The sequence below is a fragment of the Ruegeria sp. genome (assembly GCF_965199275.1).
GTDB lineage: Bacteria > Pseudomonadota > Alphaproteobacteria > Rhodobacterales > Rhodobacteraceae > Ruegeria.
The window spans coordinates 133,519-146,709 of the sequence record NZ_CBDAQX010000022.1 but is presented as its reverse complement, the minus strand read 5'-3'; the positions used below and the strand labels follow the sequence as shown (position 1 = coordinate 146,709).

The 13,191-nt window shown below is 57.3% G+C and carries 15 protein-coding genes; 8 read left to right on the top strand and 7 right to left on the bottom strand.

Annotated features, from left to right (window positions below):
* Nucleotides 1-9: 9 nt before the first annotated feature.
* The gene (locus ACOERD_RS20455; protein WP_419740269.1) at nt 10-633 is read right to left on the bottom strand and encodes a LysE family translocator; all 624 of its coding nucleotides are present in this window, start codon (nt 631-633) and stop codon (nt 10-12) included.
* A 6-nt stretch (nt 634-639) separates the two neighbouring features.
* Nucleotides 640-1,995, bottom strand: a complete 1,356-nt coding sequence (hmgA, locus tag ACOERD_RS20450; RefSeq protein WP_419740268.1) for a homogentisate 1,2-dioxygenase — start codon at nt 1,993-1,995, stop codon at nt 640-642.
* Between the two features lie 57 nt (nt 1,996-2,052).
* Between hmgA and ACOERD_RS20445 the strand changes: the two genes are divergently transcribed.
* The 3 genes from ACOERD_RS20445 (at nt 2,053) to ACOERD_RS20435 (ending at nt 5,232) form a co-directional block, all read left to right on the top strand.
* Nucleotides 2,053-2,493 carry a MarR family winged helix-turn-helix transcriptional regulator gene (locus ACOERD_RS20445; protein ID WP_419740267.1) on the top strand — a complete coding sequence of 147 codons (441 nt, stop codon included), beginning with the start codon at nt 2,053-2,055 and terminating at the stop codon, nt 2,491-2,493.
* 59 nt (nt 2,494-2,552) lie between these two features.
* Nucleotides 2,553-3,809 carry an adenylate/guanylate cyclase domain-containing protein gene (locus tag ACOERD_RS20440; protein WP_419740266.1) on the top strand — a complete coding sequence of 419 codons (1,257 nt, stop codon included), beginning with the start codon at nt 2,553-2,555 and terminating at the stop codon, nt 3,807-3,809.
* Between the two features lie 82 nt (nt 3,810-3,891).
* Complete coding sequence (locus tag ACOERD_RS20435; protein WP_419740265.1) at nt 3,892-5,232, top strand: serine hydrolase domain-containing protein; 1,341 nt, start codon at nt 3,892-3,894, stop codon at nt 5,230-5,232.
* Nucleotides 5,233-5,392: 160 nt separating this feature from the next.
* Here ACOERD_RS20435 and ACOERD_RS20430 read toward each other — a convergent pair whose 3' ends face one another.
* A complete protein-coding gene (locus tag ACOERD_RS20430) occupies nt 5,393-6,328 on the bottom strand; it encodes a hydrogen peroxide-inducible genes activator (RefSeq protein ID WP_419740264.1) in 936 nt (311 codons plus the stop codon).
* Nucleotides 6,329-6,451: 123 nt separating this feature from the next.
* Here ACOERD_RS20430 and ACOERD_RS20425 point away from each other — a divergent pair, with 123 nt between their 5' ends.
* Nucleotides 6,452-7,138: a GNAT family N-acetyltransferase gene (locus tag ACOERD_RS20425; RefSeq protein ID WP_419740263.1), complete on the top strand. Its 687-nt coding sequence runs from the start codon at nt 6,452-6,454 to the stop codon at nt 7,136-7,138.
* A gap of 56 nt (nt 7,139-7,194) precedes the next feature.
* On the opposite strand, the gene ACOERD_RS20420 is transcribed toward ACOERD_RS20425, so the two are convergent.
* Complete coding sequence (locus tag ACOERD_RS20420) at nt 7,195-8,004, bottom strand: division plane positioning ATPase MipZ (RefSeq protein ID WP_170380504.1); 810 nt, start codon at nt 8,002-8,004, stop codon at nt 7,195-7,197.
* Nucleotides 8,005-8,221: 217 nt separating this feature from the next.
* Here ACOERD_RS20420 and ACOERD_RS20415 point away from each other — a divergent pair, with 217 nt between their 5' ends.
* The 3 genes from ACOERD_RS20415 (at nt 8,222) to ACOERD_RS20405 (ending at nt 10,775) form a co-directional block, all read left to right on the top strand.
* Complete coding sequence (locus tag ACOERD_RS20415; RefSeq protein WP_419740262.1) at nt 8,222-8,500, top strand: hypothetical protein; 279 nt, start codon at nt 8,222-8,224, stop codon at nt 8,498-8,500.
* Entirely contained in the window at nt 8,470-9,108 is a 639-nt protein-coding gene (locus ACOERD_RS20410; RefSeq protein ID WP_419740261.1) for an AEC family transporter, read from the top strand. The genes ACOERD_RS20415 and ACOERD_RS20410 overlap by 31 nt, the downstream gene beginning before the upstream one ends.
* An 80-nt stretch (nt 9,109-9,188) precedes the next feature.
* A complete protein-coding gene (locus ACOERD_RS20405) occupies nt 9,189-10,775 on the top strand; it encodes an MFS transporter (RefSeq protein ID WP_419740260.1) in 1,587 nt (528 codons plus the stop codon).
* Between the two features lie 126 nt (nt 10,776-10,901).
* Here ACOERD_RS20405 and rpmE read toward each other — a convergent pair whose 3' ends face one another.
* Together rpmE and rplS are read right to left on the bottom strand one after the other, a co-directional pair.
* The gene (gene rpmE / locus ACOERD_RS20400) at nt 10,902-11,123 is read right to left on the bottom strand and encodes a 50S ribosomal protein L31 (RefSeq protein WP_170380502.1); all 222 of its coding nucleotides are present in this window, start codon (nt 11,121-11,123) and stop codon (nt 10,902-10,904) included.
* A gap of 11 nt (nt 11,124-11,134) precedes the next feature.
* Nucleotides 11,135-11,518: a 50S ribosomal protein L19 gene (gene rplS / locus ACOERD_RS20395; protein ID WP_419740259.1), complete on the bottom strand. Its 384-nt coding sequence runs from the start codon at nt 11,516-11,518 to the stop codon at nt 11,135-11,137.
* A gap of 366 nt (nt 11,519-11,884) precedes the next feature.
* Between rplS and ACOERD_RS20390 the strand changes: the two genes are divergently transcribed.
* Nucleotides 11,885-12,691, top strand: a complete 807-nt coding sequence (locus ACOERD_RS20390; RefSeq protein ID WP_419740558.1) for a GH25 family lysozyme — start codon at nt 11,885-11,887, stop codon at nt 12,689-12,691.
* Here ACOERD_RS20390 and ACOERD_RS20385 read toward each other — a convergent pair.
* Complete coding sequence (locus ACOERD_RS20385) at nt 12,688-13,113, bottom strand: hypothetical protein (RefSeq protein ID WP_419740258.1); 426 nt, start codon at nt 13,111-13,113, stop codon at nt 12,688-12,690. The two genes, ACOERD_RS20390 and ACOERD_RS20385, sit on opposite strands and share 4 nt — an antisense overlap.
* Nucleotides 13,114-13,191: the final 78 nt, after the last annotated feature.

Sequence of the window (13,191 nt, the reverse complement as noted above, 5' to 3'; positions counted from 1 at the left end):
TGTCTTGGTTTATTGAGCGTCTCGCAGGGACTTCAGACCCAGCAGAACGGCAGCTAGAATCATGAACCCGCCACCCGCGCGGTCCAGCCACAGCCGCGCAAACCCTTTGAGCCGCGTAGCCAGCCAACTTGCGCTGGCCCCGTAGGCGGTCAGAAACAACCCGTCCACGGTCAGATAGGTGGCCGAGAGGATCGCGAATTGCGGCCAGAAGGGCAGCGCGCCATCGATGAACAGCGGAAACAGTGCAGCAAAGAACACCACTGCTTTGGGATTGGCGGCTGAGGTGATGAAGCCCTGCATCCACAAGGTTTTGCGGCTGGCCAGCTGCGCGGTTTGCGCTGTTTGAGGTTTGGCTTTGACAATCGCTTTGACGCCGAGAAAAACCAGATAGGCGACACCCAACCATTTGATCACAGCCAGCGCGGTGCCCGAGGCTGCAATGATCGCGGCAAGCCCGAGACCCGCCGCCAACATCTGCAGCAGGTTCGCCGTCAGATCACCAGCAGCCGTGAACACGCCCCGTCGCAGCCCGTTGGTGGCCGAGTTCGAAAGCATCAAAAGCTGGCTCGGCCCCGGAGTGCTCATCAGCAGCAGGACGGTGGCGACATAGGTGATCCAGATATCAAAGCTCATGGCAGGTTATTTCTTTCCCGGTGTTCCATCGAACTTTTTCTCAAGCGAGGCCCAGCAGTCAATATAGTCGTCCTGCAGCGGTGCCTCGGTCGCGGCAAAGGCGGTCAGATGCTGCGGGAAGCGTGTTTCGAACATGAAGGACATGGTGTGGTCCAACTTGTCCGGCCCCAGATTGGCGTTTGAGGCTTTTTCGAATGCTTCGCGGTCCGGGCCGTGGGGGATCATCATATTGTGCAGGCTCATGCCGCCGGGGACAAAGCCCTGAGGTTTGGCGTCATACTGGCCGTAGATATTACCCATCAGCTCGGACATGATGTTCTTGTGATACCACGGCGGGCGGAACGTGTCCTCGGCCACCATCCAACGCTCGCGGAACAGGACGAAGTCTATATTGGCCGTGCCGGGCTGGCCCGAAGGCGCTGTCAGGACGGTGAAAATCGACGGATCCGGGTGATCGAACAGGATTGCGCCGACAGGGCAGTAGGTGCCTAGGTCATATTTGTAAGGCGCATAGTTGCCGTGCCAGGCCACCACGTCCAGCGGGCTATGACCGATCTGAGTGACGTGGAATTGCCCGCACCATTTGATCGTCACAGTCGAGGGCACCTCTCGGTCCTCGAACGCGGCGACAGGTGCTTTGAAGTCGCGCGGATTGGCCATGCAATTGGCGCCAATCGGGCCGCGACCCGGCAGCTCGAATTTCTGCCCGTAGTTCTCACAGACAAATCCGCGTGCTGGACCTTCCAGCACTTCAACACGGTAGAGCAACCCGCGCGGCAGGATCGCGATTTCCTGTGGCTCCAGATCAATGATCCCCAGCTCGGTCACAAAGCGCAGGCAGCCGTCTTGCGGCACCACCAGCAGCTCGGAATCGGCCGAGAAGAAATAGTCATCCACCATCGAGTCGGTGACCAGATAGACATGGCTGGCCATGCCGACCTGCGTGTTCACATCCCCCGCCGTCGTCATGGTGCGCATGCCGGTCAGCCATGTCAAAGAGGTGTCAGAATGCGGAACCGGGTCCCAACGATACTGGCCCAGGCTGATCACATCCGGGTCGATACAGGGCGCGGATTTCCAGTAGGGCAGGTCGATTTTCTCATAGCGATGCGAATGCTTGACTGACGGGCGAATGCGATAGCACCACGTCCGCTCGGGTGGATTCGCGGTGAAGGCCGTGCCGCTGAGCTGTTCGCCATAGAGGCCATAGTTGCAGCGCTGCGGGCTGTTCATGCCCTGCGGCAACGCGCCAGGTAGAGCCTCGGTCTCGAAATCATTGCCGAAGCCAGGCATATAGCCGGGATGCGTTCCTACTGGTGTGACAGCCTGCGTCAGACCATGCGGTTCAGCCTTGTTGGACATCGTGAACTCCTCGGTTTTCTGCTTGTGAATTATTAGTTGTTTTTGTAACTAACAAGCATGTCCCAAGAAAAAGATGATTTTGATCTGCAGAATTTTTTGCCGTTTCTATTGAATCAGGCAGCCGAGGCAGCCTCATTGGAGTTTCAGCGCCTCTACAAAGAACGCTATGGCATGCTGCGCAGCGAATGGCGGGTGCTGTTTCATCTGGGTGTCTTTGGCACTCTGACCGCGAAAGAGATAGGCGCGCGAGCGAAACTGCACAAAACCAAGATCAGCCGCGCGGTTCATAAGCTGGAACAAAGCCGCTACCTCAAGCGCACAAGGGATGAGGATGACCGAAGGGTCGAATGGTTGACGCTGACACCTGCCGGTCAAGCCGTTTATCGTGAACTGAGCGGTATCGCCGAGCGCTATGATGCGAAACTGGCGGGCGCATTCTCAGAAGAAGAGGCCGCCATGCTTAGGAAGATGCTGCGACGGCTGGCAGGGATGGCATAAGGTCTAGTAATTTCCATCACGCAGCCCACATTCAGGGCAGTACTTTGACGGACAGTTCCATGACCTCTTCAGATCCCATCTTTGACCTTATTGACTGGCTTGTTTCCAAAGGGCTTGAAGGGGCTGGTCAGGAAGAATTGCTAGACGGCTTTTGCAACCGCCTGATTGATCTGGGCCTTCCCCTGATGCGATTCCACGCGGCGCAGTCGACGCTGCATCCGCTTTATGGCGGTACTGGCTATAGCTGGTATCGGGATTCCGGCGGGGAATCCGAGCGGTTCGCAAACACCGACACCCCAAGCGAAGTCTGGCAACGCAGCCCCCTCTATGCGCTTTTGCACGAGGACATGGATGACCTTCGCGTTCGACTGGTGGACCAGAACGAACCCAGCCGTTTCCCCTTACTGAATGACCTGCGAGAGATCGGGGCGACGGATTACTATGCAACGGGTGTTTCGTTCGAACGCTCCGAACAGGTGCGCCCGGCGGGTGAGAAAAAGATCGGTGACGGAGTGCTGATGTCCTGGACCAGCGACGCTCCGACCGGTTTCGATGACAGCGATCTGGGGAAAATTCACATCGCGCTGCCGCATCTGGGGCTTGCGTTGAAATCGGCCAAGAACCAGACCATGGCCAAGGATCTGATGCGCGTCTACCTTGGACGCGATGCGGGGCGGCGTGTCCTGTCTGGCGAAATCCGTCGCGGTTCGTTGCAACAGATTGATGCGGTGATCTGGAATTTCGACCTCGAAGGCTTCACCACCCTGTCCGAGGATATGCCGGGTCACGAGATCATCGACATGCTGAACGACTATCTTGCCGTTGCCGTGGGTGTGGTGCACGACAATGGCGGCAACATCCTGAAATTCATGGGTGACGGGCTGATGGCCATGTTCGACGTGGGAGAGAGTGATGCCGATGCCCGCGCGGCTCTGGCCGCTGTCGCCATGTTGCAAAGCCGGATGGAAGAGCTGAACGCGCGACGACTGGCAGATGGGCAGAGAGTTGCGAATTTCACCCTGGCGCTGCATTCGGGTGAGATTCTCTATGGCAATATTGGCTCGGAAACCCGGCTGGATTTCACGGTAATTGGCCCTGCTGTGAATCAGGCGGCCCGGATTGCCGGGATGCACCGGTCGTTGGGCCAGAGGATTCTCGTCTCCGACGATGTCGCCCGCGCCGCACAACCTTGCAGCCAGGAACTGATTTCGGTCGGGCGCTACATGTTGCGCGGTGTGAACGAACCGAAAGAGCTGTTTACGATCTACAGCCCCACGCAGGTCTCGGACGAGACAGAGGTCAAGAACGCAACGTAACGGTGGCGTGGCTCGTGCCGTGGTGAAACCTTCTGGTCAAATGGGAAAAAAGGGGCGGGCCGTCTAGGCCCGAAAAGGGCGCATGTTCGGGAAGGTTCTAAAATACTCGGTTGGGACGTTGGCATTGGCTTTTGTCGCAGCAGGTGGTTACCTGTGGATCGCGCCACCGGATCTGTTGAAAGTGGGCACCAACTATTCCGCCAAGATCGTCTGTTCGAACGTGTTCCTGGCCGGGCGCGATGCAGAGACTGTGTTGCAAAGTGATGTGCAGGCGCCGGGACATCCCTTGCTGAAGCAGGTTTCGGTCCGTGTCGACGAACAGGGCCAATCGGTCGAGACGCGTATGTTTGGCTTCCTCGCTCCGGCCACATCGCAGTATCGCCCCGGTTTGGGGTGTACCAACGTTCATGCGGCAAAACTGTCAGATCACACGCTACCCGAACCCGCGCCCGTACCCAACGGTCTTTGGCCGCATGGAAATGAGGTGGTTCTGTCCGAGAACCCCGCGCTGACTGATGTTTTGTCGGACCCGTCCTTGCTGGGCGAGGGCTACCGCGCTGTCGTGGTGGTCAAAGACGGGCGCATCATTGCCGAGGCTTATGCTGATGGCTTTGATGCCGAAACCCCTTTGCTGGGATGGTCGATGACCAAAACGATCACTGCGGGGCTAATTGGTACGCTGATCCAGTCGGGCGACATGGCGCTGGGCGATGATCTTACGGACGTTTTCCCAGATTGGGCCGGGGACTCGCGCCGCGACATCACGGTCGAGGACATGCTGGCCATGTCCAGTGGCCTGCAATGGGATGAAGAATATGGCGACGTCTCGGACGTAACGCGAATGCTGTATCTCAAGGATGACATGGTCGATTTCGCCGCCGGACGCCCAGCCGCCTATCCCACTGCGACCGAGTTCAGCTATTCCTCGGGCACGTCCACAGTTCTGTCGCGGGTGTGGCAGGGCCAGCTTGAAGAGGGCGACCTCGGCTACCCGCGCACAGCACTATTCGACCCTCTGGGCATGCACTCAGCTGTGATGGAGACCGATGGGGCAGATACATTCGTGGGTTCAAGCTACATGTACGCCACCGCGCGCGACTGGGCGCGCTTTGGGCAGTTTCTGCTGCAAGGCGGTGTTTGGAAAGGGCAACAGATATTGCCCGAAGTCTACACCGATTGGATGTTTGAACCTGTCGCAATCTCGGACGAAGCTTATGCCAAAGGGCATATGTGGCTTGACGGCCCACGTGGCGAGCCGCAATTCGAGGACACCGTCTGGCTGCAGGGCCATGACGGCCAATCCGTCGGCATTTTTCCTTCGCAAGATATGGTCGTAGTGCGTTTGGGGCTGACGCCGTCACGGTTGGGATATTTGCCACTGCCTTTGGCCAAGGCTCTGATCGCGGCTATGGGTGATGGCTGAGCTGCTGCAGCGTACAGACGGCAGTCGCAGGTTTTCCTCTTGCTCGGACCTGTTGCGTCGATCTCCGAAAAGAGATGCCAGCGCGGATCGGCCAAAATCGGGCTGCTATCCTGAAGAAGAAGCACCTGCTCGCAGGCAAATCGGTCCGATCGCACTCCTTCTAGCCTTCGATGCTGACCAGCCCCGAAAACTCTTTTCTCGCGACACTTAGAATAATCTCCGAAAGGAAGGCGAACGTCTTGTGGTGACCGCTGGACTTTCGCCAAACCAGACCGATGGACCTGTTCAACCGTCCCGGGCGATAGGGCACCAGAACCACATCTCCGCCGACCTCAGGAATTTCAGATGCGGCGTAAAGCGAGGGAAGAAAGGACACGCCGATATTCATCGCTGTCATCTGCCGAATCGCATCAAGACTTGTGCCTTCGTAGTCGTAAAGGAGGTTGGCCCCCAAGCTATTGGCGAGGTCTGCAACTTGATTGTGAAGCGTGAAACGACGAGAGAGAGCCAGAATGTTCTCACCCTTCAGATCTTCGTCATTGGCTATTTCTTTTTGGGCGAGACGGTGATTTCGGGCCACCGCAAGTTTCAGAGGTTCCCGAAGCAGGCGCAGGATCGTGACGTCTGACGAGCTCACTGGCAGTTGCGTCAAAATTAAATCGTGCACCCCGCTTAGAAGCTCCTGCAACAGCTCGGATGGCGCCCCATCTCGCACCGTCAGTTTTAGGTTCGGGTGGTTTTCATGAAGGTGGTGAAAAACACGTGGCAAAAGGTACGGACCGAGGGTTGGTGATGATCCTAGTCGGAACGTGCCCGCAAGCTCGGACTTCATCCGACCTGACGTCTCTTGCAGCAAAGCGACCTCCGATAAGATGCTCCGGGTTTTTTCCAGTACTTCGCGCCCTTCAGGTGTCAGCACTGCTCCGGCTCTGCCGCGCTCGACCAGTTTCAGTTCAAGCGCTGCTTCGAGATTGGCAATCTGCAGGCTGAGAGATGGCTGGCTGATACCTATCCGCTCAGCGGCTTTTCTGTAGTGACCAGTTTCGGCCAGCGCTCGGAAGTAAGTCAGTTGTTTTAGTGTCAGCTGCAATTCCATTGATAGGTTTTTCCAATCAAAGTTTCTAACACAATAGGCTATTATATTGGGCCGAAACAACCATCATTACCATGTGGCCTATTTTAGAGCGCTTGTTTTTGGTGCGTTTGCTCGGAGGATTTCATGAATATTCAAAACAACTTTGCCAAAACGGACGATGTCCGCGCATTTCTAGCCTCAGTCCACTTGCCAACTTCGCGATCACAGGGTGTCCTTTCACGGGACGAAATTGACTGGTGCAAGATGCGTGGCATCGAGTTGGCATATGATCCTGTGCAAATCGGATGGGTGCCTCTGCTCTGTGAGGATGACATATCTGAAACATCCAGCCGGCCTCAATCTCGGCAAATTCGGTTGCGTCCCTGGCAGGCGCAGGATGCAGCTGACTATGCTGCCATGCTCTCGTCAGAACGCTTGTGGCAAAATTTACCCGACCGATACCCGGGCCCAATCAGCGAGGATGACGCGCGACAGTTGATCGAGTTGACGGGTGAAGACCATCACGAAGTCTTGGCCGCTTCGATAGACGACACTGTCATCGGACAAGCCCGAATGCTGAGAGTGGGACAAGACAGCGCCGAAATTAGCTATTGGATCGGCGAGCAGCATTGGGGCAAAGGGTATGCCAGCTCCATCGTAGCGCAATTCTGCACACAGTGCTTGCGTCTGAACCCTGAGATTAGTCGGCTTTTTGCGGTTGTGCACGAGAGCAATATTGCGTCTCAATCGATCCTCAAAAAGTGCCGCTTTGCCGAGATATCTCGTGACACTGTCTGGATAACATTCGAGCGCTACCGCCGCGCGTCTTAGGCTGTAGTGCCCGATTGGGGTTGCCAGGTCTGGCGAGTAAGCGGTTCAAATAGCGCTTAGAAGTCGATCTCGACGCCGGGCAAGTTCAACTCCCGCATCATGTCGCGCAGCTCCTGACGCGCGGCGATGTTCGAGATGTTCAGCTGTTTGACGCCGATATCTTTGAGGTCCAGCAAAGTCAGGCCACGGGGAAAGAGCTCGCGGAAGATGACCCGCTCGGAAAAGCCCGAAGCGACGCGGAACCCAATGCGTTGCGACAGCATCTCAATCGCGCGTTGCATCTTTTCCTTGTTGACCATGCGCTGAGTACCCACGCGGTTGCGTACGACGACCCAGTCGATCGGTTTCAAACCAGCCTGCGCCCGTAATTGCCGCGCGTTCCAAACCATTTCGGAATAAACCGAAGGGCCGAGGATCTTCTCACCTTTGGAGTCAATCCGGGCTAGCAGGTCGAAATCAATGAAACTGTCGTTCAGTGGTGTGATCAGCGTATCGGCCAGCGAATGCGCCACTTGGCTGAGGCGGGTATGTGAGCCAGGGCAGTCGATCAGGATAAAATCGCTGTCATTCTCAAGCTGCGAAACAGCCGCCGACAGCCGATGGTCATAGATATTCTCACCTGGTTTCAGGGTGCTGGCGTCGATCTCGGGCAGGTCGTGGTGGCGTGGGCTAGGCAGGCTTGCCTCAGCGTTTTTCAAAAAGTTCGCCCGGTTCTCGAAATAGCGTCCCAAGCTTCGCTGCCGCAGGTCAAGATCCAGCGTGCTGACCTTGCGACCCAGACGCGCCAGAGCGGTGGCCACATGCATGGAAACGGTCGATTTGCCTGCGCCGCCCTTTTCGTTCCCCACTACGATGATATGTGCCATGCCGTCGTTCCCAAGCCCTGCCGTGTTTGTCCACACGTTGTTATTAGCCACTATATGTTGTGTCAGCGGGGAAGAAAAGAACCTCGGGGCGTTGTTTCGACCAATATCAGGCTCTAATTTGGAAAACCCAATCGCTTTGGCAGTTTAGAACGCATTGCTTGCCAAATCCGGGTCCGTGATTCACTGTTCAATCGGGGATCGGACAGGAGGATACCGGTTGGAGCAACTGTTCCTGAGCGTTCTGAACGTGGTTTTACCGGTCCTGATTTGCGTGGGCATCGGGTATGGGCTGGCTCTTACTAAGTCTCCGTTTGACAACAAGGTGGTCGGAGGGATCGTCTCGCGGGTCGGCTATCCGACCCTGATCCTGTCGCATCTGGCGGGCACTAAGCTGAATGTGGGCACGTTTCTGGGTATGATGAGCGCTGCGCGCTGGCTGTGGCCAGCTTTGGCGTTCTGGGCTTTGTGGCTTTGCGGCTTCTGCGCCTGCCTGTAAGGGCGTTTCTGACGCCCCTGATGCATGGGAATGTGGGCAATATTGGCCTACCAATCACTCTGCTGGCGCTGGGCGATGCGGGGATGGCCTATACAATGGCCTTTGTCGTCGTTGTGCTGATCAGCATCTTTACCGTTGGCATGTGGATCCCGGCGGGTGTGTTCTCGGTCAGAAAGCTGGTTACATCGCCGATCATCTATTCCGTGGCCCTGTCGCTGATCCTGATGGCTACAGGGACCAGCCTGCCGCAACCGATTGTCAAGTCCTTCGATATCCTCGGCGGGTTGTCGATCCCTCTGATGTTGCTAACACTGGGCCACACGCTGGCAACGCTGCGGATCGCCAGTCTGGGGCGCGCCGTCTTGCTGACCGGGCTGCATCTGGTCATGGCTGTGGGTATCGCCATGGGGCTGGTCTGGCTCTTCGGCTTCACAGGCGCCGAGCGCGGCGCCTTGATCCTTTGCTGCCTGATGCCGTCCTCGGTGGCGACATACCTGTTCATCGACCAGCACGTACCGGAATACGGCCCGGATGTCGCCGGGTTCATCCTTGTGTCTACCCTGACCACCATACTCGTTCTACCGCTGGCCTTGACCTATTGGATTTGACGTAAACCCTATGCGTAGCTGCAAAAATCGGTAATCTACTGATAAATTGCGGTAAAGAGCCACAAGCTCAGGGTGAAACGATGAACGGAAAGACGCCGACAGACGTAACCCCACAAGCCCGCGCCCGCGTGGTGCTGGCGATGACGGCAATCTGCATGATGGTTGTGGGGTTCAACACCACGGCCGTTGCGACAATCCTACCTAATCTGAAGGCCGAATTCGACCTGACACCGTCCGGCCTGCAATGGGTAATGGCGATCTATACTGTAGCCAGCGCTTCGCTTGTTACCATCGTCAGTCGTCTGGGCGATATCACCGGCAAGATGGGGGTTTTCTTCTTTGGTATGGTCGTCTTTGCCTTCGGATCAGGCTCGGTCCTGTTTGCGCAAGACGCAACCATGCTGTTAATCGGGCGCGGTGCGCAGGGAGCGGGGGCAGCGGCGTTGTTCGGAACTTCTCTTTCCCTGCTGACAGCGGCGACACCTGAGGAACAGAGAGCCGGTGTCACCGGTTTCTGGGGCGCGATTGTCGGGCTGGCTATCGGAGTTGGTCCCATCGTAGGCGGTGCCTTTGGGCATTACATTAGCTGGCGCGCGGTGTTTGCCGCCGATCTGGTTCTGCTCGTCGTGGCATTCACCATTGGATTGCATGTCAGCAAACGGAAATACGTGCCTGACACACGGCTTGCCGGGGCACGACTCGACTATCCCGGAGCGGTTGCCATTCTGTTGTTTCTGGGGCCGCTGTCCTTTGCGCTTAGCAATGGGGAAAGCGGCGGGTGGAGCACTCCACTGACGCTAATACCGCTGGCTGTGGCGGCCCTGGCGACCGTCCTGCTGGTCATTGTCTCGCGTCGTAGTGATGACCCGTTGATCGAGCTGCGGTATTTCCGCCATCCGCGTTATTTCATGGCTGCTGCGGGAATGTTCTTTACCGGTTTCACGCTTTTCTGTTTCTTTGTCTATTTCAACACATTTGTACAATCGCCGGATGCCTTTGGCTATACCTCCATTGGCGCGGGATTGGCGATCATGCCGCTGAGCCTCAGCATGTTTGTCATATCGGTCACCGCGCCCCGGTTTCTGGCACCCTACAGTTTCCAGTGGCCGGTTGCGATCGGACTGGGGGCAATGGCATGTGGGTTCCTGTTGCTGACGACAGTTTCGAATACCACGCAATATTCCGAGATCTGGTGGAAGCTGCTGATCGTCGGGATCGGGTTGGGCATCTGTTTCTCGCTTCTGCCGCGTCTTGGCCTGCGCCTGCTGCCCGAAGAGCATGTTGGGCAGGGCTCAGGCGTGATTAACGCCTGTCTCTATTTCGGAGCCACCTTGGGGGCAGTGGTCGGTGGGTTGGCAGAGTCCATTACCACACGCCGGGGCCTGTCCGAAGTGATTGACGCACTGCCCTCTGGATCAACGCAGCGTGCTGATCTGGCACATGCGCTGACCCACGGCAAACCTGGCGAGGTCCAGCAGTTACTCACCAGCCTAGAACCGACGGCAGGAACAGCTCTGGCTGAGGCCCTACGGGATTTGCAGGACAACGCCTTCGACAGCGCAATGGTGGTCGCCGCGATTGCCGCTCTGATCGGGATGGTTTTGGCGCTATTGCTGCTGCGCGGGCCAGTGCCACCACTGCACAGTGCAGTGGAGCTGACGAAGTAAGAAAGTTGCCGATCCGATTTCATTTTGGAAACAGGTCAGCGGGGCGCTGCGTGCATCATGCATTTAGTCGGAAACAAAAAAGGCCGCCCCAAAGGGACGGCCTTTCGAAATCGAACGTGGCAAGACTTAGAAGCCCAGACCTTCGTATTTCTTTTTGAACTTCGACACGCGGCCGCCGGCGTCCATCAGGCGCGACGAGCCACCGGTCCATGCGGGGTGCACGGAGGGGTCGATTTCCAGAGCCAGCTGATCGCCTTCGCTGCCCCAGGTGGATTTCATCTGAACAACGGTGCCATCGGTCATTTTGACGTCGATGACGTGATAATCGGGATGGATGTCTTTTTTCATCTTTCCGTTCCTTACGCTTCGGCGCCAGCTTTGGGCTTGTAGTTGGTGACCTCTGCGATACGTGCGGATTTACCACGACGAGTGCGCAGGTAGTACAGTTTGGCGCGACGGACGCGGCCACGGCGAACAACGGTGATGCTGTCAATGTTGGTCGAATGCAGCGGGAATACACGCTCCACGCCTTCGCCGAACGAGATTTTGCGGACGGTGAACGAACCGGCGATGCCGTTGCCACCTTTACGCGCGATGCAGACACCTTCGTAGTTCTGCACACGGGTACGCGACCCTTCGGTCACTTTAAAGCCGACACGAACGGTGTCACCGGCTTTGAAATCGAGGATGTCTTTCCCCAGGGCGGCAATCTGTTCCGCCTCAAGCTGTGCGATCAGGTCCATCGCATTCACTCCTATCTGCTCGTGGTTGGTCCACGAAGTTTGGGCACGGCCTGAGAGCTCTTGGTCTTCACCGGGTCCTGCGTACAGCCAGCCAGAGGTCAGATCGAATGTTCCTTTGGTCCGGTCTGCCCTGACACGCGTTAGCCGAAGAAAGCTAAGCGGTGCGCCATGAAACAAACCAAAACACCGGAGTCGCATCACGCGGCACCGGATTGCGCTGCTTTAGGGGGTTTGCGGACAAGGATCAAGCCCAAATCGCAGGCACTGGCGGTGGGATTTTGCCAATTCCCGAATGCGACGTTGCTTTGTGCGTTGGATCAGGCATTCTTAGATCAATTACAAGAGCAGTTATTTCAGGCTGAAACAATGACTCGATTTGCAATCATGCTGGTCCTGGCGGCCGCTGTTTTGATGTCCTGCGGACGCAGAGGACCTCCGCCGCAGGTCGTAGAGGCCACGCCGGGCGTGGACCGGACGGCGCCCGCCGTGATCTACCCCGATTTTGGCGATGCCGATCCCCATGACTGGGATGGGCGACATCCCGGCCTGTATCCGGTTCATGGTTTGGATGTGTCGCGCTGGCAGGGGCCTATTGACTGGCGTCAGGCGAAGGGCTCGGGCGTTAGCTTTGTCTTCATGAAAGCGACCGAGGGGGGCGATTTCCTCGACCCGATGTTCGACGAACATCGCCGCGGCGCGCAGGCGGCGGGCGTTCCGTGGGGGGCGTATCACTACTACTATTTCTGCCGACCTGCCCGTGAACAGGCACAGTGGTTCATTCAGAACGTCCCGAAAGGTGCGGACTTGCCGCATGTGCTGGATATGGAATGGACGCCGCATTCAAAAACCTGCACCCTGCGCCCGGATGGCAAAATCGTCCGGGCCGAGGCGCAAAAGTTCCTCGATATCCTCGAGCGGCACTATGGTCGCCGACCCATCGTCTACACGACTGTGGATTTCTACCAGGATACCGACATCGGACGGCTGTCAAAGACCGAGTTCTGGCTTCGCTCGGTCGCGGGACATCCCCGTCAGGTCTATCCCGGCGCGGTCTGGAGGTTCTGGCAGTACACTGGCACCGGGCTGGTGCCGGGTGTTCAGGGCAAGGTGGACATCAACGTCTTCAGCGGACCGCCCGAGATTTGGGCGCAGTGGAAAGGATCGACGCCTTAGGATTGAAGTGCCGCGTAGCTTTCCACGGTGCCGCCCGCGACAAGGTGATCGAGCCTGCGCACACGTTCCTCACCGTAGGCATTGCGCAGCCAGAACGATTCACCCTGGCTCAAGACACGGCGGTCAAAGCCGCGCTCGCTCAGGCAGCGGTCTACCTGATCCATCTCGCCTTGCGCCCTGAGTTCGTGTCGGCTGCCATATGCAAGCACAGACCCGACCAAAGGTGACGACATCAGGATGAAGGCGGGATAGGCTCCGATTACTGCGGCATTCCCGCCGATGTCAGCTTCGTTCGAGCAAGACAGTACCGCGTTTCGAGCGGATGCCATATTGTGTCCGGCCTGAGTTGGCACGGAGTCTTCCAAAGCACTGGTTGCACATGCCGAGACAAGTACGCAGCCCAAAAGTAATAGCTTTTTCATGAATTGCCGTTCTTTCAAATGTGCGAATCTTTTGAGTCGTTCGCAATACTCTGGGATGAGTAGACCGCGATTTCTTCA